The organism is Teichococcus aerophilus (assembly GCF_014490485.1).
Classification (GTDB): Bacteria; Pseudomonadota; Alphaproteobacteria; order Acetobacterales; family Acetobacteraceae; genus Pseudoroseomonas; species Pseudoroseomonas aerophila.
The window spans coordinates 95,249-115,162 of record NZ_JACTVA010000012.1 but is presented as its reverse complement, the minus strand read 5'-3'; the positions used below and the strand labels follow the sequence as shown (position 1 = coordinate 115,162).

Annotated in this window: 17 protein-coding genes and 1 pseudogene; 11 read left to right on the top strand and 7 right to left on the bottom strand. The window is 68.9% G+C overall.

Features of this window, described 5'->3' with window-relative positions; genetic code table 11:
* Positions 1-308: pseudogene (locus IBL26_RS09455) on the bottom strand (hypothetical protein); the annotation flags it as partial.
* A gap of 125 nt (positions 309-433) precedes the next feature.
* Here IBL26_RS09455 and IBL26_RS09450 point away from each other — a divergent pair.
* Entirely contained in the window at positions 434-625 is a 192-nt protein-coding gene (locus IBL26_RS09450; RefSeq protein WP_187784226.1) for a twin transmembrane helix small protein, read from the top strand.
* A gap of 57 nt (positions 626-682) precedes the next feature.
* Here IBL26_RS09450 and IBL26_RS09445 read toward each other — a convergent pair whose 3' ends face one another.
* Both IBL26_RS09445 and IBL26_RS09440 read right to left on the bottom strand, forming a co-directional pair.
* Positions 683-2,365, bottom strand: a complete 1,683-nt coding sequence (locus IBL26_RS09445) for a Na/Pi symporter (RefSeq protein WP_187784225.1) — start codon at positions 2,363-2,365, stop codon at positions 683-685.
* A 567-nt stretch (positions 2,366-2,932) separates the two neighbouring features.
* On the bottom strand, positions 2,933-3,493 hold the full coding sequence (locus IBL26_RS09440; protein ID WP_187784224.1) for a pyridoxamine 5'-phosphate oxidase family protein: 561 nt from the start codon (positions 3,491-3,493) through the stop codon (positions 2,933-2,935).
* A gap of 257 nt (positions 3,494-3,750) precedes the next feature.
* On the opposite strand from IBL26_RS09440, the gene IBL26_RS09435 reads away from it, so the two are divergent.
* The 5 genes from IBL26_RS09435 to IBL26_RS09415 all read left to right on the top strand — a co-directional run bounded on the left by IBL26_RS09435 (position 3,751) and on the right by IBL26_RS09415 (position 7,750).
* Entirely contained in the window at positions 3,751-4,497 is a 747-nt protein-coding gene (locus IBL26_RS09435) for an electron transfer flavoprotein subunit beta/FixA family protein (protein WP_187784223.1), read from the top strand.
* Between the two features lie 3 nt (positions 4,498-4,500).
* Positions 4,501-5,427, top strand: coding sequence for an electron transfer flavoprotein subunit alpha/FixB family protein (locus tag IBL26_RS09430; protein WP_187784222.1), 927 nt, complete (start codon positions 4,501-4,503; stop codon positions 5,425-5,427).
* Positions 5,428-5,431: 4 nt separating this feature from the next.
* A complete protein-coding gene (locus IBL26_RS09425) occupies positions 5,432-6,307 on the top strand; it encodes a 3-hydroxybutyryl-CoA dehydrogenase (RefSeq protein ID WP_187784221.1) in 876 nt (291 codons plus the stop codon).
* Between the two features lie 430 nt (positions 6,308-6,737).
* On the top strand, positions 6,738-7,445 hold the full coding sequence (locus tag IBL26_RS09420) for an ATP12 family chaperone protein (protein ID WP_187784220.1): 708 nt from the start codon (positions 6,738-6,740) through the stop codon (positions 7,443-7,445).
* A gap of 29 nt (positions 7,446-7,474) precedes the next feature.
* Entirely contained in the window at positions 7,475-7,750 is a 276-nt protein-coding gene (locus IBL26_RS09415) for an acylphosphatase (RefSeq protein WP_187784219.1), read from the top strand.
* Between the two features lie 413 nt (positions 7,751-8,163).
* Here IBL26_RS09415 and IBL26_RS09410 read toward each other — a convergent pair whose 3' ends face one another.
* Positions 8,164-9,177 carry an amino acid ABC transporter substrate-binding protein gene (locus IBL26_RS09410; RefSeq protein WP_187784218.1) on the bottom strand — a complete coding sequence of 338 codons (1,014 nt, stop codon included), beginning with the start codon at positions 9,175-9,177 and terminating at the stop codon, positions 8,164-8,166.
* 170 nt (positions 9,178-9,347) lie between these two features.
* Positions 9,348-10,355, bottom strand: coding sequence for an amino acid ABC transporter substrate-binding protein (locus IBL26_RS09405; protein WP_241749194.1), 1,008 nt, complete (start codon positions 10,353-10,355; stop codon positions 9,348-9,350).
* A 347-nt stretch (positions 10,356-10,702) separates the two neighbouring features.
* Here IBL26_RS09405 and IBL26_RS09400 point away from each other — a divergent pair, with 347 nt between their 5' ends.
* On the top strand, positions 10,703-11,932 hold the full coding sequence (locus tag IBL26_RS09400; protein WP_187784216.1) for a multidrug effflux MFS transporter: 1,230 nt from the start codon (positions 10,703-10,705) through the stop codon (positions 11,930-11,932).
* A gap of 361 nt (positions 11,933-12,293) precedes the next feature.
* On the opposite strand, the gene IBL26_RS09395 is transcribed toward IBL26_RS09400, so the two are convergent.
* A complete protein-coding gene (locus IBL26_RS09395; RefSeq protein ID WP_187784215.1) occupies positions 12,294-13,433 on the bottom strand; it encodes a class I SAM-dependent methyltransferase in 1,140 nt (379 codons plus the stop codon).
* A 120-nt stretch (positions 13,434-13,553) separates the two neighbouring features.
* On the opposite strand from IBL26_RS09395, the gene guaA reads away from it, so the two are divergent.
* On the top strand, positions 13,554-15,128 hold the full coding sequence (gene guaA / locus IBL26_RS09390) for a glutamine-hydrolyzing GMP synthase (protein ID WP_187784214.1): 1,575 nt from the start codon (positions 13,554-13,556) through the stop codon (positions 15,126-15,128).
* Positions 15,129-15,314: 186 nt separating this feature from the next.
* Here the strand turns inward: guaA and IBL26_RS09385 are convergent, their stop codons facing one another.
* Positions 15,315-15,632 carry a hypothetical protein gene (locus tag IBL26_RS09385; RefSeq protein WP_187784213.1) on the bottom strand — a complete coding sequence of 106 codons (318 nt, stop codon included), beginning with the start codon at positions 15,630-15,632 and terminating at the stop codon, positions 15,315-15,317.
* 267 nt (positions 15,633-15,899) lie between these two features.
* Between IBL26_RS09385 and IBL26_RS09380 the strand changes: the two genes are divergently transcribed.
* From IBL26_RS09380 to IBL26_RS09370, 3 genes are all read left to right on the top strand, one after another.
* Complete coding sequence (locus IBL26_RS09380) at positions 15,900-16,466, top strand: DNA-3-methyladenine glycosylase I (protein ID WP_187784212.1); 567 nt, start codon at positions 15,900-15,902, stop codon at positions 16,464-16,466.
* A 361-nt stretch (positions 16,467-16,827) separates the two neighbouring features.
* Entirely contained in the window at positions 16,828-18,042 is a 1,215-nt protein-coding gene (locus IBL26_RS09375) for a putative DNA modification/repair radical SAM protein (RefSeq protein WP_187784211.1), read from the top strand.
* Between the two features lie 5 nt (positions 18,043-18,047).
* Entirely contained in the window at positions 18,048-19,457 is a 1,410-nt protein-coding gene (locus IBL26_RS09370; protein WP_187784210.1) for a UdgX family uracil-DNA binding protein, read from the top strand.
* Positions 19,458-19,914 lie beyond the last annotated feature (457 nt).

The window sequence follows — 19,914 nt, the reverse complement described above, 5'->3', positions numbered from 1 at the left end:
CCTGCACCGGTGGCAGGCGGCGCGGTGCCTGCCGGCGCGGCAGGAGGCGCGGCGGCGGGCGGGGCAGCCGGTGACGCGGCGCTGGCGGCGGAGAGCGCCTCCAACGTCCGCATGAGTTCGGCCCGGCGCGTGTCGTCGCGCAGGATGCCCAGCAGGCGCTGTGCCTCCCCGGCCGGCACGGCGGTGGCGGCAGCGGGAGCAGGCGAAGCCGGGGCCGGCGAAGCTGGGGTCGGCGCCTGGGCCGAGGCACCAGAGGAGCCAGCCAGCAGGACAGAAAGCACCAGAGCAAGCTGAAGCAGGATACGCATGGCCGGACCCGAGCCGATGCGGCGCGCCGGGTCAAGTTTCCGCCTGCAACGATCCCCCGGCAGCGTCTGCCAGATGCGCCGGGAAAGCCGCTTGCGCAGTGGCGGTAGAGGGCTATGTCTAGTGCATGAAAACCGTGGTCACGATCCTGCTCATCCTGGCAATGCTGGGTACCCTTGGGGTGCTGTTCGCCGGCATGGTCGGGATGGTGAAGGGCGAAGGCGGCCAGCGCTCCAATACGCTGATGCGCTGGCGCGTCATGCTGCAAGGGCTGGCGATTGGCCTGTTCGTCATCCTGGTCCTGATTAGCCGCGGCTGAACGCACCCAAGGCTGCCGGTCGGCCCGGCGGCCGAACTCCGGGCTTCCGCCAGCCGATTATTCCGCTGCGCTTCGTGCCGCCACGGGCAGTTGCGTCTCCTCGGCCGGCCCCGCCGTGACCATCGGCGCCCCCTGCCGCGTCGCCGGGTCGCCAATCTCCAGCCCCTGGGCCAGCCGGCGCACCAGCCACACCGCGCGTTCGAACAGCGAAGTCGCGCGGAACAGCAGGTCATGCCCACCGGCCGACAGTTCCGCACCCGCGCGGAACACCCGGCGGCGCAGCCCATCCATCATGTCGGACCGGTCGGCCGCCAGCCGGCGCAGCGTCAGCACATCCTCGGCATCGCCGGAGAGCGCGGCGTCATGCAGCTCGGACAGCAGCAGGTGCAGCGCCTCCGCCAGCGCCGGCGCCAGGGCGCCGACCGGGTCGTCCTCCCCCCGCCGCAGCGCCAAATCCAGCAGGCCGGAGAGTTCCGCCACCGTCTCCCGCAACGCACCGATCAGGCTGTTGGCGTTGTCCAGCGCCACGGCGCGCTGCAATTCGGCCTCCAGGCAACTGCCGCGGCCCAGCAGGGATTGCAGGAAGGTGGCGATCGCCTGCTCCACCGCCACGCCGGCGGCGGAGACAGTGGCGGCTGGCAGCACGGGCGGCGTGGCATCCTGCCGCACGCCGTCCAGCAATCCCGGCAGCCGGTCCAGCAGCCGGGCCTGTTCCCGCTGCACCAGGGCCAGCGCGGTCGGCGCATCCTCCAGCGCCTGGTCATAGAGGAAGGCAGGGCGGGCCAGCGCTTCCTCCTGCGTCGCCGGGGCCACGCGGGCCAGCAGGCGCGGCATCAGCGGCATGAAGGGGGCGATGGCCAGGGCTGGCACCACCTGCAACGCGACGAACAGCAGGCCCAGCTGATGCGGCAGGTCCGTTACATCCCAGGGCGTCGGCAGGCCGGGCCACAGCTTCCAGGCCAGGAACGGCACCGCGAACATCACCGCGCCCAGCGCCTTGAACAGCGTCTGGAACAGCGCCAGCCGCCGCGCCGTGCCGCGCAGCCCGCCCGAGAGCAGCAGCACCGACAGGCCCGAGCCCAGCGAGGCACCGCACACCGCCATGCCCGCCTGCGCGCCATCCATCAGCCCCACCCCCGCCAGGGCAATCGCCAGGATGGTGACGGTAGACGAAGACTGCGCCACCAGCGTCACCAGCGCCCCCACCAGGAAGGCCGGCAGCAACGCATGCCCGGCCAGCGCCATGGCATCGCGCACCGCCTCGGCCTCCCGCAACGGCGCGGCGCCAGATTTCAGGATGACCAGCCCCAGGAACACCAGGCCCAGATGGAAGGCCGCGCCCAGCGCCGTGCGCCAGCGGCCCTTGCCATCCAGCCCGAACGCCAGCGCGCAGCCGGCGCAGCCGAGCAGCCACAGCGCCACCAGCCGCAGGTCCAGCGCCGCCACCAGCACCAGCACGGCGGTGCCCAGATTGGCCCAGGCCACCACCGGCAGCGCCCGCGCCAGCGGCAGCAGCCCTGCCTGCACCATCGAGGTGGCGATGAAGGTGACGGCGTTGGATGACTGCGTCAGCGTGCCCAGCAACGTGCCGGTCAACGCCGCGCTGACATCGCCGCGCGTCGCCTTGGTGATGGCCACCCGCAACCGGCGCCCCGCCATCTGCTGCAGGTTGGCGCCAACCCCCTTCACCCCCGCCAGGAACAGGCCCAGCCCGCCCAGGAACGCCGCCAGGATCTCCACGCGCGCCTCAGCCAGCGTTGCGCGAGGTGGGAGAAGGCAAGCGGAAGGATGTCATGAATCCGTCATTAAGTATTTGATGAGGCGGGATATTCCGTGGAGCGGAACGGTGCCTTGGGCAGGGCGGCAACGTCAAGGCTCCGTTGGTACGCAGCCTGGGCTTTGGTGCCTTTTCAAAGATAGAAGAAGGCCGAGGACGACTTCCCCGGACCCCTTCTCTCCTTTTTCGGATGTGCGCGTGCGCTTGGAGTGGGCCACCGCCGTCGAACACGCGGCGAGGCTTTTCCGAGCGCGCTCGTCGCCGGTCATCGGCGATGACGCTTCAGGGCAAGCGTCCTGATGATATTCAGAATAGGCCACCATGGCTGATCGCCCAGTCGCCGGAAGTCCTGGGCCTCCGGCGCGACCACCCCCTCCAAACCGGACAGCCCCCCTCAACAGCCACCCTGCAAAAACTCGAAAAAAGAAAAGAAGGGGCACGGGGAATTCCTTCCCCGGCCTTACTCCGCCACCCTCAGGAGGATGCCCGGCGCCGACGCGAAGGCGCCATATCCCGAAGCCCTCCCCCAGCTAAAGGAGGACCTCCGCGTCCCAGGCCGGCAGGCCGTCGATGCTGCGGGTGTTCTTCTCTTGCCGGTACGCCACCAGCCCGTCCGGGCCTTTTGCGTTGGCCCAGCGGGCCAGGTTGGGGCGGTCCGCCACGTGCTCGAACATCGGCACGCCGAAGCCGCAGGAGCTTTGCACCAGGTCCACGTCCAGCCGGACGATCTGGCGGGCGCCCATCGGCTCCTCCCCACCGAATGCATCCGCCAGCAAGGCGGCGTAGGCGGGGGTGCCGCGTGGCAGCACCTCGCCCTGGCCGTAGAGGCGCAGGATCAGCGGCGCGCCCTGGAAGGCGCAGAACATGAGGGTCATCCGGCCATCGGCACGCAGGTGCGCCGCCGTCTCGTTGCCGCTACCGGTCTGGTCCAGGTAGGCGACGCTGTTGCCACCCAGCACCCGCAGGGCGGACCCCTCACGCGGGGAGACATTGACGCGGGCCCCGGGCGCCGCCGTGGCGGCGAAGAAGATGTGCTGGCGCCCGATGAACTCGCGGTGCTCCGGCCCGATCGTGGCGAACTGCCTGGCCATGCGGTGCTTCCCCTGCTGCGGTGCAGGATGGTCTTGCCCAGTGGCGGCACGGCGGGTCAAGCGACGATGCCGCGCCTTTGTTTGGCGCCTGAAGCTCATGTCCCGTGCCTATCTTGCCACGCCCTGCCGCCCCCCCTAGGTTTTCGCGGCGCGGCCGGGAGGCGGGCCCACAGGCCCGTGGCCGCGACGGCGGCCGGCTCGCACGCGCTGCCCCCCGACCTCGGCAGCACGACGCGCAAGAAGGACAAACCTCACCGATGAAGCTCCTGGTCCCCGTGAAGCGGGTTGTCGATTACAACGTGAAGGTCCGCGTGAAGGCGGACGGCACGGGCGTCGAGACCGCCAACGTCAAGATGTCGATGAACCCCTTCGACGAAATCGCGGTCGAGGAAGCGGTGCGCCTGAAGGAGAAGGGCATCGTGACGGAGATCGTCGCCGTCTCCATCGGCCCGGCCCAGGCGCAGGAGCAGATCCGCACCGCATTGGCCATGGGCGCCGACCGCGGCATCCTGGTCGAGGCCGAGGGCACCGAGCCGCTGGCCGTCGCCAAGATCCTGAAGGCGATCGCCGAGCGAGAGCAGCCGCAGGTGGTCATCCTCGGCAAGCAGGCCATCGATGACGACATGAACGCCACCGGCCAGATGCTGGCGGCCTTGCTTGGCTGGTCCCAGGGCACCTTCGCCAGCAAGGTCGAGATCGCCGACGGCGCCGCGATCGTGACGCGCGAGGTGGATGGCGGCCTGGAGACGGTGAAGCTGACGCTGCCCGCCATCGTCACCACCGACCTGCGGCTGAACGAGCCGCGCTACGCCAGCCTGCCCAACATCATGAAGGCGCGGAAGAAGCCGATCGAGACGCTGAAGCCGGCGGATCTCGGCGTCGATGCCACGCCGCGCCTGACGGTGCTGAAGGTGGAAGAGCCGCCGAAGCGCCTGGCCGGCCGCAAGGTCGCCTCGGTGGCCGAGCTGGTGGACAAGCTGCGCAACGAAGCGAAGGTGATCTGAGCCATGACCATTCTCGTTCTCGCCGACCGCAGCGAAGACATTGTCAGCCAGCCGACCCGCAGCGCCATCGCCGCCGCCACGCAGATCGGCGGCGACGTGCATGTGCTGGTGCTGGGCGGTGCCGCCGCCGCGCAGTCGGCCGCGAAGCTGCCGGGCGTCGCCAAGGTGATCCTGGCCGATGGCCCGGCCTATGAGCATGGCTTGGCCGAACCCGCCGCCGCCCTGCTGGTGGCGCTGGCCCCTGCCTACAGCCACCTGCTGGCCCCGGGCAGCGCCATGGGCAAGAACATCATGCCCCGCGTTGCCGCCCTGCTGGACGTGCAGATCATCAGCGACATCGCGGGCGTGGAGGGTGCCGACACCTTCCGCCGCTTCATCTATGCCGGCAACGCGCTGGCGACCGTGAAGACCAGCGACGAGAAGAAGGTGCTGACCGTCCGCGCCGCGTCCTTCGACCCGGTGCCGGCCGAAGGCGGCAGCGCGGCGGTGGAAGCCGCGCCGGGCGCCGAGTCCCCTGCCCTTTCCAGCTTCGTCGGCGCCGAGATCGCCAAGAGCGAGCGGCCGGAACTGACCGCTGCCCGCGTCATCATCTCCGGCGGCCGTGCCCTCGGTTCCGCCGAGAATTTCGCGATCCTGGACAAGGTGGCGGACAAGCTGGGCGCCGCCGTCGGCGCTTCCCGCGCCGCGGTCGATGCCGGCTACGCGCCGAACGACCATCAGGTGGGCCAGACCGGCAAGATCGTCTCGCCGGAGCTGTACATCGCCGTCGGCATCTCGGGCGCCATCCAGCACCTGGCCGGCATGAAGGACAGCAAGGTCATCGTCGCCATCAACAAGGACGAGGAGGCGCCGATCTTCCAGGTGGCCGATTACGGCCTGGTGGGCGACCTGTTCAAGCTGATGCCCGAACTCGAAGCGGAGCTGGGCTGAGACCATGGCGATCACGACGGTCGGCGTCATCGGCGCCGGGCAGATGGGCAACGGCATCGCCCATGTGGCGGCGCTGGCGGGGCTGGACGTCGTGCTGGTCGACGTGAAGGCCGAGGCGGTGGCGAAGGCCCTCTCCACCATCGGCAAGAACCTCGACCGGCAGGTAGCCAAGGGCGGCATCGACGCCGGCGCCAAGGATGCCGCCATGGCGCGCATCCAGGGCGGCACGGACATGTCCGCCCTCTCCGCCGCCGATATCGTCATCGAGGCGGCGACGGAGCGGGAGGAGGTCAAGCTCTCCATCTTCAAGCAGGTGGTGCCGCTGCTGAAGGCGGATGCTATCCTGGCCTCCAACACCTCCTCCATCTCCATCACCCGGCTGGCGGCGGCGACCGACCGGCCGCACCGCTTCATCGGCATGCACTTCATGAACCCGGTGCCGGTGATGAAGCTGGTGGAGATCATCCGCGGCATCGCCACCGATGACGCGACCTTCGAGGCGGTCCAGGCCCTGGCCGACAAAATGGGCAAGACCACCGCCGTAGCCCAGGACTACCCCGCCTTCATCGTCAACCGCGTGCTGATCCCGATGATCAACGAAGCGGTACAGGCGCTGCAGGAAGGCGTCGGCAACGTCGAATCGATCGACGCCGCCCTGAAGCTGGGCGCCGCCCACCCGATGGGCCCGCTGGCGCTGGGCGACTTCATCGGGCTGGATACCTGCCTGGCCATCATGCGCGTGCTGCACGAAGGCATGGGGGACAGCAAGTACCGGCCCTCGCCCCTGCTGGTGAAGCATGTGGAAGCCGGCTGGCTGGGCAAGAAGACCGGCCGTGGCTTCTACGACTACAGCCAGGACCCGCCGCGCCCGACGCGCTGAGGGCTGGGTGAAGGACAAGGCCGGGGAAGGAATTCCCCGGACCCCTTCTTCTCTTTTTGCACGTTCTGGGGCGCGGCTGTTGGGGCGATGTGCCTCGCGCCGCGCCGGGGTCACGCCGGCGACTGCCGGTTCGGCCCGCATAACTTTCAGCCTCACCCAGGCTTCGCCGACGAGCGATGCCCAGTGGGGCCATAGCCCAGATCTTGGAGGCTGCTTCAGAAGCCTGCTGGCTGAGGCGCGGCCGGGATTGTTCGTGCCGCCGACAAAGCTGGCGCGGACAAGGCCGCCGCGCCCGACCCGGCAGGCTTCTGAAACAGTCTCTTAAACAGGAGAAAAATAAGATGGGGGTCTGGGGGAATTCCTTCCCTCAGCCTTCACGACGCCCGGAAGGGCTTGGCGCCCCCTACCCTCCCACGCCATATCCCCGCCCATGAAGCGTTTCTGGGACACCGCCGCCACTGCCCCGCGTGAAGAGGGTGGCTTCACCGTGCTGCTGGATGGGCGCCCGATGCGCCTGCCCGGTGGCGGCCCGCTGCACCTGCCCACCCAGCCCCTGGCCCAGGCCGTGGCCGAGGAATGGCAGCAGGCCGGCGGCGGCAAGGGTGGCGAGATGAGCATGGAGATGGTGCCGCTGACCCGCGTGGTCGGCACCGCCATCGACCGCGTGGCGCCCGACCCGCAGCCCAGCATCGACGCCATCGCCCAGTACGGCGAGACCGACCTGCTCTGCTATCGCGGCGACGATGCCCGCCTGGCCGCCATCCAGGCCGCCGAATGGCAGCCGCTGCTGGACTGGGCGGCGGATGCACTGGGCGCGAAGCTGCTTGTGACCACCGGCATCCTGCACGTCGCGCAGCCGCCGGAATCGCTGGCCGCGCTGAAGCGCGCCGTGGCCGCCCTGCCGCCGCTGGAGCTGACGGCGGTCGGGTTGGCCGTTCCGCTGCTGGGCAGCCTGGTACTGGGGCTGGCCCTGGCACATGGCCGGCTGGATGCCGCCGAGGCCACCCGGCTGGCCCTGCTGGACGAAAGCTGGCAGCAGGATTTCTGGGGCGAGGACGAGGAGGCCCTGGCGCGCAAGCGCGCCATCGCCAACGATGTGGCCCTGGCCGCCCGGCTGCTCGCGCTCGCCCGCGACTGAAGGCCGCACCGTCGGCAGAGGAGGACAGCATGGACGCCAAGCAGGTGCGAATCCGGGGACGGGTCCACGGAGTCGGCTACCGTGACTGGATGGTGGCCGAAGCCGTGCGGCTGGGCGTGCAAGGCTGGGTGCGCAACCGCGCGGATGGCAGCGTCGAAGCCCTGGTGGCCGGCGATGCCGCCGCTGTCGGCGCGCTCCTGACCGCCTGCCGCAAAGGCCCACCCCTGGCCCGGGTGGACGACATCAGCGAAGATTTCGCCGACCCGCCAGCCGAACCCGGCTTCCAGCGGTTGCCCTCCAAATAGGCCGACCCCGCCGTGCTCAGGCGCGGGACTGCCCGGGTTGAAGCGGTGCGAGTGGCGTTGAAGTCAGAAGGCTGGGGATAGAATTCCCCAGGCCCCATCTTTTTCCGCGCGTTTGGCATCGTGCTGACGCCTGAGGGCAGGCGCTCCGAAGATCCAAAATGGACATTAGGGGCAAGGTCGGCCGACGAAGCCGGCTTCTGTCTTGAAACGTCCTGCTGCAGGCTTGCGCGGCCAAGTAGATCAGCCGGTCGCAGCACCAGCGCAGGTCATGCCTCTCTGCCATCCGCCGTAGGCATTCACCGGAATGCCAGCCCCGGCGCACTGCACCCGCAACCCGACCCAAAAACAGACAAAAAAAGAAGGGGTCCGGGGAATTCCTTCCCCGGCCTTCTTTAGCCCCCCGCCTAACGGCCTCAGCGCATTGGCGGGGCGTATTGCAGCCCGCCATGGTTCCAGAGGTTGTTGATGCCGCGTGGCAGGCCCATCGGGGTGATGTGGCGTTCCCACAGCTCGCCGTAATTGCCCACGGCGCGGACCACCTTCACGGCCCAGTCCGGCGCCAGGCCCAGCATCTGGCCGAGGTCGCCGGTCTTGCCGATGAAGCGCTGGATGTCGGGGTTGGTGCCGTCGCCGAAGCTGCCGGCATTGGCCTGGGTGATGCCCAGTTCCTCCGCCGTCAGCAGGGCGAAATGCACCCAGCGGACGATGTCGAACCACTTGGCGTCGCCCTTGCGGACGGAGGGGCCGAGCGGCTCCTTGGAGAAGATCTCGGGCAACAGCACGTAGGTGTCGGCATTGGCGCCCTGGGCGACGCGGAAGGCGGCGAGGGTCGAGGTGTCGGAGGCATAGACGTCGCAGCGGCCGGCGATGAAGGCGGCGCGGATTTCCTCGACATTCTCGAAGGTCACCGGGTTCAGGCGCAGGTTGTTGGCGCGGAAATAGTCGGCCACATTCAGTTCGGTGGTGGAGCCCTGCTGCAGGCAGACACTGGCGCCATCCAGCTGCCTGGCGGTGTTCACGCCGAGCGACTTGCGCACCATGAAGCCGTTGCCGTCGTAGAAATTCACGCCGGTGAACAGGAAGCCCAGCGCCGCCTCGCGCGACAGGGTCCAGGTGGTGGTGCGGATGGAGACGTCGATCTCACCTGATTGCAGGGCCGGGAAGCGCTGGGCGGCGATGGTGGGCACGAAGCTCACCTTGGCCGGGTCGCCGAACACGGCAGCGGCCAGGGCCCGGCAGTAATCGGCGTCCAGTCCCTGGAACACGCCGCGGCTGTCCGGGGCGGCGAAGCCGATGGTGTTGGGCGTGACGCCGCAGGCGATGCTGCCGCGCGCCCGGATGGCGCCCATCGTATCGGCAGATGGCTGGGCCAGGGCGGCGGCGGGCACGGCCAGGGCGGCCAGGAGGAAGGCGGTCAATCCACGCATCGATAGGACCCTTGCTGAGAGGCTGGCGCATGATCGCCGGAGCCGGGAATCATGCGGCCGAACAGAAGCCTAGAGCATGATCGTTGCGCGTGTCGGCAATGATGGTGCCGGACGGCGAAACGGCGGCCCGGGTGGGGCCGCCGCCATTCGGAACTGAAGGCCTCGAAGGCTCAGCGCAGGGGCGGCGCGTATTGCAGCCCACCCTTGGTCCAGAGGTTGTTGATGCCGCGCTGCACGCCCATCGGGGTAATGTTGCGCTCCCACATCTCGCCAAAGTTGCCGACCTGGGTGACGACGTTCACCGCCCATTCCGGCGCCAGGCCGAGCATCTTGCCCAGGTCCCCGGTGCGGCCCATGAAGCGCTGCACGTCCGGGTTATTGCTGTCGGTGAAGGTGCCGATGTTCTGACTGGTGATGCCCAGTTCCTCCGCCGTCAGCTGCGCGAAATGCGCCCAGCGGACGATGTCGAAGAACTTCCAGTCGCCCTTGCGGACCACGGCGCCCAGCGGCTCCTTCGAGATGATCTCCGGCAGCAACAGGTACTGGTTGGCATTGGCCCCCTGGGTCATGCGGAAAGAGGCCAGGGAGGACGCATCGGTGGTGTAGGCGTCGCAGCGGCCGGAGATGAAAGCCTTCTGCACCTCCTCCACCGTCTCGATCACCACGGGGGTGAAGGCGATGTTCTGGGCACGGAAATAGTCCGCCATGTTCAGCTCGGTCGTGGTGCCGGGCTGCACGCAGATGCTGGCGCCGGCCAGCTGGCGGGCGGAGGTGACGCCGGAGGACGCCTTCACCATGAAGCCCTGGCCATCGTAGAAATTAACCGTGGCGAATTCGAAGCCCAGCGAGGCCTCGCGCGTCAGGGTCCAGGTGGTGTTGCGCACCAGCATGTCGATCTCGCCCGATTGCAGGGCGGTGAAGCGGTTCTGCGAGGTGGTGGCGACGAAGCGCACCTTGTTGGCGTCGCCGAAGATGGCGGAGGCGACGGTGCGGCAGCTATCGGCATCCAGGCCGCGCATCTCGCCCCGGCTGTCCGGCGCGCTGAAGCCGGGCACCTGGCCGGCGATGCCGCACAGCAGGTAGCCGCGGGCGCGAATGGCGGCGACGGTATCGGCCGCCTGCTGGGCTGCAGCCGGCGCGGCGGCGCTGGCGGCCCCGGCCAGGGCGAGACCGGCCATCAGCATGAGGCGTGCGGGGAGCGAGGGGGTCGCAGTGTGGGAACGGGTCACGCGGCTCTCCGAATTTTGCATATCAGCCCGGCGTATTTCGCCGTCCTACCGCAGTCTTCCCATCTGGCGCCGCCCGGGCAAGATGATTCCGATCACACATTAGGCTATTTTGTTCCATATTCTGCATCACTGCCTACCGATTAAACTTTACTGTCTAATTTCTCACCACCTTGCCATTTGCGTCACTTCTCTAGGAAGGGGCAGCGCCCACACGCGGTTGGCGCTAGCGTGACGGCGCCCAGCCCCTTCCTGCCCTGACAGCGGCGCCTAACCCCAGGCGCCCGCCGGATCGCCCCATGCCCCGCTCCTCCGCGTCACCCACCCCGCCAACCCTGGGGCCCAATACCCACACCACGGCCCTGCCCGGTTGGCTGCCCCTGCTGCTTGGCTTCCTGACCGCCATCGGGCCGCTCTCCACCGACATGTACCTGCCAGCTTTCCCGGCCATCGAAGCCGGCTTTGGCGTGCCCAAGGGCTCGGCGGAAATCACCTTGGCGGCCTGGTTCCTCGGCCTGGCGGTGGGGCAGCTGGTGCAAGGCACGCTGGCGGACCGGTTCGGCCGGCGGCGGCCGCTGCTGGCGGGGCTGGCCGTGTTCATCCTCGGCACCACCGGCTGCGCCCTGGCGACCGATATCAACACCCTCGCCCTCTGCCGCTTCGTCGCCGCTTTCGGCGGCTCCGCCAGCACGGTGCTGCCGCGGGCTGTGGTGCGGGACATGGCGGATGGCTATGCCGCCGCGCGGCTGATGTCCCGCCTGATGCTGGTGATGGGCGCGGCGCCGATCCTGGCGCCCAGCCTGGGTGGGCTGATGCTGCAATTCGGCGGCTGGCGGCCGATCTTCTGGTTCGGCGTCTGCTACGCCCTCATCTCCTCCACCCTGGTCTGGCGCCTGCTGCCGGAGACCCTGCCGCCGGAGCGCCGGCTACGCCTCGGCCCCACCTCTCTGCTGCTGCGCTACATCCAGATCCTGCGGGACAAGGTGTTCCTGGCCAACGCGGCGCTGGGCTGCGCCTCGATGTTCCTGCTGTTCACCTATGTCGGCGGCTCGCCGGGGGTGTTCGTCGGCGTCTTCGGCCTGCAGCCGGGCACCTTCGCCATCCTGTTCGGGGTGAACGCGGCCTGCTTCATCCTGGCCTCCCAGCTTAACCCCCCGCTGCTGCTGCGCTTCGGGCCGTTGCGGGTGGTGCGCTGGGCCGCGGGGACGATGCTCACAGCCTCCTTGGTGCTGGCCGCCGCCGCTTTCTCCGGCCATGCCAGCCTGCCGATGGTGCTGGTGCCGGTGGCCATCGCCAGCGCTTCCACCGCGCTGATCCTGCCGAACTCGGCGGTGGGGGCGCTGGGGCGGCATTCGGCGCAAGCGGGCTCCGCCTCCGCGCTGCTGGGCACGCTGCAATTCAGCGTCGCCGGGTGCAGCGGCATCCTGCTGGGCTGGCTGACCGATGGCACCGCACGCCCGATGGCCATGCTGATGGTCGGCGCCGCCCTGGCAGCCGTGGTGGCGGAGCGCTTCCGCCCGCGCGTCTAGGGCGGGCGCCTGTTCGCACTGGTTGTTTAAGAGGGGCGCTGCCCCTCCTAACTCTCTCCGCCAAAAGCTTGAGGCCTTTGGAAACTCGTCTTTCAGGAGCGCGAGTGCCTGTGACGTCGGCCAGATTTGCGTGCGGTGGGGCTCAGTGGCGAGCCGTGAGGGCCGGCTGACTGGAGGCGCCGATCGGGTGATCCGAACGGATGCCAGCGGCGAGTGACCACAGCATCTTGGCTCGCGGGGGTGGTGGATGACAGGTCGCCAGGCTCTGCCGGCCGGAATCTGGCGACCCATCGCATGTGAGCGCCTAGCCGAACCGTGATCGCCGCAGGCTGTGGAGCCTGCGGCGACCGTGGTCGGCGCCTCAGTCGCGGCTGGCCAGCACCATGATGGACTGCGCATAGGCAGGGCCAGCCAGGCGGCCGAGCTCGCGCAACGCCTGCAGCACATCCTCGTCCTCGCTGCCGGGGCCGGTAGTCCAGGGCAGGACGACGCCATCGGCGCGCACGGGGCGGAAACCGGCGGCGCGCAGCATGCCGGTCAGCTCGGCCAGGGTGAAGCCGCTGCCGGCGCTGTCCCGCGCCACGCGGCGGTTCAGCGCGTCCCGGTTCTCGGCACTCACCACCAGCAGGCCACCCGGGCGGGTCAGGGACGCCGCGTTCTCCAGCAACGCGGTGGCATCGGCGCCGGGGCCGGACAGCGCATCCACCAGCAGCGTCGCGTCGAAGGGCCGCTCGCCCAGCAAGGGCTTGCGCGGATCGGCGGCGATGAAGCGGAAATTCGGCAGGCCGCTATGCGCCGACCGCGCGTCCTCGATCAGGTCCGGCGCGGCATCGACGCCCAGGACCTCGGCCGAGGCCAGGGTATTGGCGAAGCGGCCCAGGCCGCAGCCCAGATCCAGCACCCGGCGGCCCTGCATCTTGCCCAGATACTCGCCGACCAGCCGCTGCGTCTCGTCCTGCCGCAGCCGCTGCAAGGCGCCGGTGGGGGCAGCAGCGGGCGCGGGCTTCGCGGCCGGCGCGGCCACGGGCGTGGGCGCGGCGGCGACCGGCAGTTCCCCGGGCTCCAGCGCCGGCTGCGCGGCCACCGGCTCAGGCTCCTGCTCGACCTCGACCGGCTGCGGAATCGCTGCGGCCTCGGCCTCCGCCGCATCCATCGGCAGCTGACCGAACAGGGACTTCACATGGTCGGAATCCGACAGGTCCGTCATCGCGAATTCGGGCTCGCGCGCGAAGACGACGAAGACCTCGTTGGCGAAGACCGGCACGGACCAGCTGGGCAACTGGCGCAGGAAGCCCAGGTCCAGCGCGTCCAGCATGCCCTTGTGGACGACCACCCAGGCGTAGTGCGGCTCCTCGTCGCCCTTGGGCTGGTCGTAGGTCCGCACGAAGGGCAACTCGTCGACGAAAGGCTCGGGCGCCAGGGTGCGCTCTCCGGGACGCCGCCGCTCCAACAGGTAGAGCAGGGTATCGTTCCAGGCGCGATCATCGGTAGGAAATGGCATCGGTCTGGCTCCGTCGCGCTTATGCTTTCGGCGCAAAGGTGCCGTGCATAGGGCCTCCGATCAAGGCCCCCGCCTCCTTCTGTCTTGCACCGCACGCAGCATTGTGGTGCAAGCTCGCCCATGGTCGACCTCTCCTCCCAAGCTCTCCACAGCGATCGCATCCTCATCCTCGACTTCGGTAGCCAGGTGACGCAGCTGATCGCGCGCCGGGTCCGGGAGTCCGGGGTCTATTGCGAGGTCTGGCCGTTCACGGCCGGCGATGATCGCATCCAGGCCTTCGCACCGAAGGGCATCATCCTCTCCGGCGGTCCCGCCAGCGTGACCCAGGCAGGCAGCCCGCGGGCGCCACAATCTGTCTTCGCGATGGGCGTGCCGCTGCTGGGCATCTGCTACGGCCAGCAGACCATGTGCGAGCAGCTGGGCGGCAAGGTGGAGGGCAGCGACCACCAGGAATACGGCCGCGCCTATGTGGACGTGTCCGAGCCCTGCGCGCTGTTCGAGGGCGTCTGGGCCCCCGGCGCGCGTGAGCAGGTGTGGATGAGCCATGGCGACCACGTCACGGCCCTGCCCCAGGGCTTCCGCATCGTCGCCACCAGCGAGGGTGCGCCCTTCGCCGTCGTGGCCGATGACAGCCGCCACTATTACGGCATCCAGTTCCACCCGGAAGTGGTGCATACGCCGCACGGTGCGCAGCTGCTGCGCAACTTCACCCATTCCGTCTGCGGCTGCTCCGGCGACTGGACGATGGCGGCCTTCCGGGCCGAGGCCGTGGAGCGCATCCGCGCCCAGGTCGGCTCCGGCAAGGTGATCTGCGGCCTGTCCGGCGGCGTCGATTCCTCCGTCGCCGCCGTGCTGATCCATGAGGCGATCGGCGACCAGCTGACCTGCATCTATGTCGACCACGGCCTGATGCGTGCGGGCGAGACGGAGCAGGTGGTCGCCACCTTCCGCGACCGCTTCAACATCAAGCTGGTCCACCGCGATGCGTCCGAGATGTTCCTCGGCCAGCTTTCCGGCGTCACGGACCCGGAGAAGAAGCGCAAGACCATCGGCCGCCTGTTCATCGAGGTGTTCGAGGAAGAGCAGGCCAAGATCGGCGGCGCCGACTTCCTGGCCCAGGGCACGCTGTACCCGGACGTGATCGAGAGCGTCTCCGCCACCGGCGGCCCCAGCGTCACCATCAAGTCCCACCACAATGTCGGCGGCCTGCCCGAGGGCATGCGGATGAAGCTGGTGGAGCCGCTGCGCGACCTGTTCAAGGACGAGGTCCGCGCCCTTGGCCGCGAACTGGGCATGCCGGAGGAGATCGTCGGCCGCCATCCCTTCCCGGGCCCCGGCCTCGCCATCCGCATCCCCGGCGAAGTGACGCGGGAGAAGGTGCAGATCCTGCAGAAGGCTGACACCATCTACCTGGAAGAGATCCGTTCCGCCGGCCTCTACGACGCGATCTGGCAGGCCTTCACCGTGCTGCTGCCGGTCCGCACCGTGGGCGTGATGGGCGATGGCCGCACCTATGACAGCGCCTGCGCCCTGCGCGCGGTGACCTCCACCGATGGCATGACCGCGGATGTCTACCCGTTCACCATGGAGTTCCTGACGCGGGTGGCCGGACGCATCGTCAACGAGGTGCGCGGCATCAACCGCGTGACCTACGACATCACCAGCAAGCCGCCCGGCACGATCGAGTGGGAATGACGGTCGGAAGGGCGGCGCATTGCCGCCCTTCCGCATCGTGACTTGATGCAGCGGGGCGCTTGCAGGCGCTCCACTGATTCTGCGTTCCGCAAGGGCCTTGCCTACCGTGCCTTTTGCCGCTTCCCTACCATCAGGCCAACGGGCTCATCGCCTGCCGCAAACGTGCGCATCACGGCGCACTCAGCCTCACTTTGAAATCAGCACCCACGCCCAGAGCTGCGCCACCACGAAGGCGGCCAGGGCGACCCACGCCAACCGCCCGGCCAGTTGCGCGCCGGAAGCCAGCTGTCCCCGGCGGGCGAACCAGCCCAGCAGTGCCAGCACCGCGTACGCCACGGCATAGGCGATCAGCGAGAAATAGCCGATGGTCCAGCCACGGGCGTAGTCGCTGCCCGCCACGCCTGGCACGCCCAATGTCCAGGGGATGATGGCCAGCGCGGCCAGCAAAGCCACCAGCCGTGGCACCAGGCGGATCAGGCGATGGCCCACGGGCGTGTCCTTCATCAGCATCCAGGCCGTGGCCTTGCCTGCTTTCATTCGGCGGCACAAGCAGCCCCGCCCTGGCCGCACCGTCCTTTGAACGCGCCGTTCGACCATCGACCCCGGCCACCGCGCCTCGGCCCAAGGCAGCCGCCGCCTGCCACGCTTCCGCCCTGGTCCGGCGCGATTGCTCTGGTATGAACACGGACGCGGCGCGTGCGACCCGGGACATGTGGTGGGGCTGGGTGCGGCAACCTCCCCCCATAACGGTAACCAGCGGAGGCAGATGACATGTGCGACCCCCATACCGGCCGGCGCTGCACCTGGGCGGGGCAGGACAGGCTGATGCAGGCCTATCACGACGAGGAATGGGGCGTGCCGGAGCGCGATTCCCGCTCCTTGTGGGAAAAGCTGATGCTGGATGGCTTCCAGGCCGGCCTCGCCTGGATCACCGTTCTCCGCAAGCGCGACGCTTTCCGCGCGGCCTTCGCCGACTTCATGCCCGAGCGCGTCGCGCAATTCGGCGAGGCGGATATCCTGCGTCTGTTGGACAACCCCGGCATCATCCGCTCCCGCGCCAAGATCGAGGCGACCATTGGTGGCGCCCGCCTGTACTGCGACATGGCCACGCGCGGCGAGGATTTCGCTGCCTTCTGCTGGTCCTTCACCAACGGCAAGGTCCTGCGCGGTGACGGCCAGTTGCGCCCGGCCAAGACCGATCTGTCCGAGCAGATCTCCAAAGCCCTGAAGCAGCGCGGCTTCAAGTTCGTCGGCCCCACCATCGTCTATGCCTGGATGCAAGCCACCGGCATCGTCAACGACCACGACGAAGCCTGCTTCCGGCGCGATCAGGTCTGATCGGACGCCGCAGGCCTCTGGGCGGCGTCGGGAAGGCCGGGGAAGGAATTCCCCGGACCCCTTCTTTTTTCTGCGGGTTTGGGACAGCGCTGCAGGACTGCGGGCAAACGCTTTTTGATGATATTTAGAATGGGCCGACGGGGCTGAACCGTCAGTCGCCGGAGGTCCTAGACCTCCGGCGCACCCAGCCTTTTCTCAAGACGGCGCCCTCTGCAGCCACTTCCAAAACTCGCAAAAAGAAAAGAAGGGGGCCGGGGAATTCTTTCCCCGGCCTTCCCCTATCACCTCCGCGACAGACCCGAACCCCTCCCCTTGTCATTCCCCAAACAGGAACATATTATGAACAAAGGAAGGGCCCGCCATGGACCAGACGCTGTTGAAGAAGCTCCGTATCCTGGCGGATGCGGCGAAATACGATGCGTCCTGCGCGTCTTCCGGCGGAGCGAAGCGTGCGGCGGGGGATGGCGCGGTGGGTTCCACCACGGGCGCCGGCATCTGCCATTCCTACACGCCAGATGGCCGCTGCGTGTCCCTGCTGAAAATCCTGCTGACCAATTACTGCCTGTTCGACTGCGCTTATTGCATCAACCGGCGGTCTTCCAACGTGCAGCGCGCCCGCTTCAGCGTGGAGGAAGTGGTGCAGCTGACGCTCGGCTTCTACAAGCGCAACTACATCGAGGGCCTGTTCCTCTCCTCCGGCATCATCCGTTCGCCAGACTACACGATGGAACAGATGATGCTGGTGGCTCGCACCTTGCGGCAGGAACACGGCTTCGCCGGCTACATCCATCTCAAGACCATCCCCGAGGCCAGCCCGTGGCTGATCGAGCAGGCGGGGCTCTGGGCGGACCGGCTTTCGGTGAATCTGGAACTGGCCTCGGCCGAGAGCCTGGGCCGGCTGGCACCGGAGAAAGACGGCGCCACCATCCAGGCCAGCATGGGCCAGATGCATGAGCGCATTGTCGAGGCGAAGGAGGAACGCCGCCGCTTCTCCCCGGCCGGGCAGAGCACGCAGATGATCGTCGGGGCCGACGACACGACGGACGAGGCGGTGCTGGACACCAGTGCCCGGCTGTACGGCCGCTATGCGATGAAGCGGGTCTACTACTCCGCCTTCAGCCCCATTCCGGAAGCCAGTATCGCGCTGCCGGCCAAGGCGCCGCCGTTGCAGCGGGAGCACCGGCTGTACCAGGCCGATTGGCTGCTGCGCTATTACGGCTTCACCGTGCAGGACATCGCCGCCGGTGGCGAGGCCGGCATGCTGGACCTGGAGATCGACCCCAAGCTGGCCTGGGCGCTGAAGCACCGGGAGCAATTCCCGGTCGACGTGAACGTCGCGGACCGGGAGATGCTGCTGCGGGTGCCGGGCCTCGGCGCCCGGGCGGTGGACAAGATCGTCGCGTCCCGCCGCCATACCAAGCTGCGGTTGGAGGATTTGGCACGGCTGACCGCCGGGATGAAGCGGGCCCGGCCCTTCCTGATCACCGCCGACCACCACCCGGCGCGGCTGACTGACCGGCAGGATTTGCGCCAGCGCCTGACCGCCGCCCCGGCCAGGCAGATGAGCCTGTTCTAACCGCCATGCGCCGCATGGTGCTGCAAGCGGGCGCGGACCAGGATGGCTTCCGCGCCGCTATCCGCCAGTTGGCCGCCGCCGGGATTCCGCCGGCCGAGGTCGCCTGGGATGCCGGCGGCACGCCGGACCTGTTCGGCGAGGAAGCCGCCGCCCCTGCCCCGCATCTGGCCCTGCCCCGCGCGGTGGCCGAATTGATCGAGCTGGTGCTGTGCCATCGGGACCCTGCCCGCCACGCCTTGCTGCATACCCTCGTCTGGCGTGTGTTGCAGGGGGAGCGGGCGTTGCTGGAAGTGCAGAGCGACCCGCTGGTGCACCGGCTGGAGATGATGCGGAAATCGGTGCGGCGGGACCTGCACAAGATGCACGCCTTCCTGCGCTTCCGCCGCGTCGGGGATGACACGGCCGGAGAGCGCTACGTCGCGTGGTTCGAGCCTGAGCACCACATCCTGGAAGCCACGGCCGACTTCTTCGTCACCCGCTTCCGCGGCGTCGCGTGGTCCATCCTGACCCCGTTGGGCAGCCTGCATTGGGACAAGGTGGCGCTGACCCAAGGCCCCGCCGCCACGCGGGCCGATGCACCAGATAGCGATGCGTTCGAGGCCGGTTGGCTCGGCTACTACGAGAGTACCTTCAACCCGGCCCGGGTGAACCCGACGGCGATGCGGGCGGAGATGCCGAAGAAATACTGGCGCCACATGCCGGAAGCCGCCGCGATCCCGGAACTGATCCACTCCGCCCCCGCCCGGGTGCGGGAGATGATCGCCCGCCAGGCCATGCCGCCGGTGAAGCGCGACCCCGCCCGTGCCGTGGCCGCGATGGCGCGGCAGGCGCCGGAGACGCTGGCGGCGCTGAACCAGTTGATCGCCGCGTCGGCGCCACTGGTGCCGGGCGCCATCCGCGCCGTGCTGGGCGAAGGGCCCGAAGGTGCGCCGATCGCCTTTGTCGGCGAGCAGCCGGGCGACCAGGAGGATCTGCAGGGCCGCTGCTTCGTCGGCCCCGCCGGGCAGATGCTGGACCAAGCTCTGGCGGATTCCGGCATCGCGCGCGGCAGCGCCTACCTGACCAACGCTGTGAAGCACTTCAAGTTCGAGCAGCGCGGGAAGCGGCGCATCCACCAATCCCCCACGGCCGGGGAGGTGAAGCATTATCGATGGTGGCTGATGAAGGAACTGAGCTTCGTGCAGCCGAAGATCGTCGTGGCGCTGGGGGCGACGGCGGCGCTGGCGTTGGCGGGCAGCCCTGTCGCCGTCACCCGCCAACGGGGCGCGCGTAGGCTGGGCGAATGGGATGCCGTGGTGACCACCCACCCCTCCTACCTGCTACGCCTGCCGGACGAGACGGCCCGGCGGCAGGCCTACGAGGCGTTCGTCGCCGATCTGCGCCTGGCACTGAGCCTCGCGGCCTGTGACGGTTGAGACCGAGGAGTGCCGCCCGCCTCGTGGATTTGGATGCTGCGGCCTAGCTTTGGCACGTGCCACGCATGGGTAATCTGCCGAAGTATCGTCCCGGCAGCCAAACCATAGGCCTCCGCTGGATAGCGTGGTCCACGCCCCCGGTTGAGCCAGCCTTCGACGATCACGCTCCAGTCGCCGAAGGCCTCCATCGTCTGCTCAAACGTGGCATCCCCGCCACGGCACCGCACACGCCAGAAACTTGGAAATAAAAGATGGGGCCTGGAGAAATCCCTCCCCAGCCTTTCGGCCCAGCCCCCACCTTTAGTGCGCCGCCTTTAGCGCGGCCCCCGGTCACCCGACGGGCCACCGCCGCCGCCCCGGTCACCACGCGGTCCGCCGCCGCCCGGTCCGCCGGGACCACCGCCACCCGGGCCGCCCCCAGGGCCACCACCCGGCGGGCCGCCCGGGCCACGGTTGT

What these genes read in the sequence shown, in the direction of transcription:
- IBL26_RS09450 (WP_187784226.1), top strand. Translation starts at nt 434, where the DNA reads ATGAAAACCGTGGTCACGATCCTGCTCATCCTGGCAATGCTGGGTACC.
- IBL26_RS09440 (WP_187784224.1), bottom strand. Translation starts at nt 3,493, where the DNA reads ATGGCCAGGCAGTTCGCCACGATCGGGCCGGAGCACCGCGAGTTCATC.
- IBL26_RS09435 (WP_187784223.1), top strand. Translation starts at nt 3,751, where the DNA reads ATGAAGCTCCTGGTCCCCGTGAAGCGGGTTGTCGATTACAACGTGAAG.
- IBL26_RS09430 (WP_187784222.1), top strand. Translation starts at nt 4,501, where the DNA reads ATGACCATTCTCGTTCTCGCCGACCGCAGCGAAGACATTGTCAGCCAG.
- IBL26_RS09425 (WP_187784221.1), top strand. Translation starts at nt 5,432, where the DNA reads ATGGCGATCACGACGGTCGGCGTCATCGGCGCCGGGCAGATGGGCAAC.
- IBL26_RS09420 (WP_187784220.1), top strand. Translation starts at nt 6,738, where the DNA reads ATGAAGCGTTTCTGGGACACCGCCGCCACTGCCCCGCGTGAAGAGGGT.
- IBL26_RS09415 (WP_187784219.1), top strand. Translation starts at nt 7,475, where the DNA reads ATGGACGCCAAGCAGGTGCGAATCCGGGGACGGGTCCACGGAGTCGGC.
- IBL26_RS09410 (WP_187784218.1), bottom strand. Translation starts at nt 9,177, where the DNA reads ATGCGTGGATTGACCGCCTTCCTCCTGGCCGCCCTGGCCGTGCCCGCC.
- IBL26_RS09405 (WP_241749194.1), bottom strand. Translation starts at nt 10,355, where the DNA reads ATGGCCGGTCTCGCCCTGGCCGGGGCCGCCAGCGCCGCCGCGCCGGCT.
- IBL26_RS09400 (WP_187784216.1), top strand. Translation starts at nt 10,703, where the DNA reads ATGCCCCGCTCCTCCGCGTCACCCACCCCGCCAACCCTGGGGCCCAAT.
- IBL26_RS09395 (WP_187784215.1), bottom strand. Translation starts at nt 13,433, where the DNA reads ATGCCATTTCCTACCGATGATCGCGCCTGGAACGATACCCTGCTCTAC.
- guaA (WP_187784214.1), top strand. Translation starts at nt 13,554, where the DNA reads ATGGTCGACCTCTCCTCCCAAGCTCTCCACAGCGATCGCATCCTCATC.
- IBL26_RS09385 (WP_187784213.1), bottom strand. Translation starts at nt 15,632, where the DNA reads ATGAAGGACACGCCCGTGGGCCATCGCCTGATCCGCCTGGTGCCACGG.
- IBL26_RS09380 (WP_187784212.1), top strand. Translation starts at nt 15,900, where the DNA reads ATGTGCGACCCCCATACCGGCCGGCGCTGCACCTGGGCGGGGCAGGAC.
- IBL26_RS09375 (WP_187784211.1), top strand. Translation starts at nt 16,828, where the DNA reads ATGGACCAGACGCTGTTGAAGAAGCTCCGTATCCTGGCGGATGCGGCG.
- IBL26_RS09370 (WP_187784210.1), top strand. Translation starts at nt 18,048, where the DNA reads ATGCGCCGCATGGTGCTGCAAGCGGGCGCGGACCAGGATGGCTTCCGC.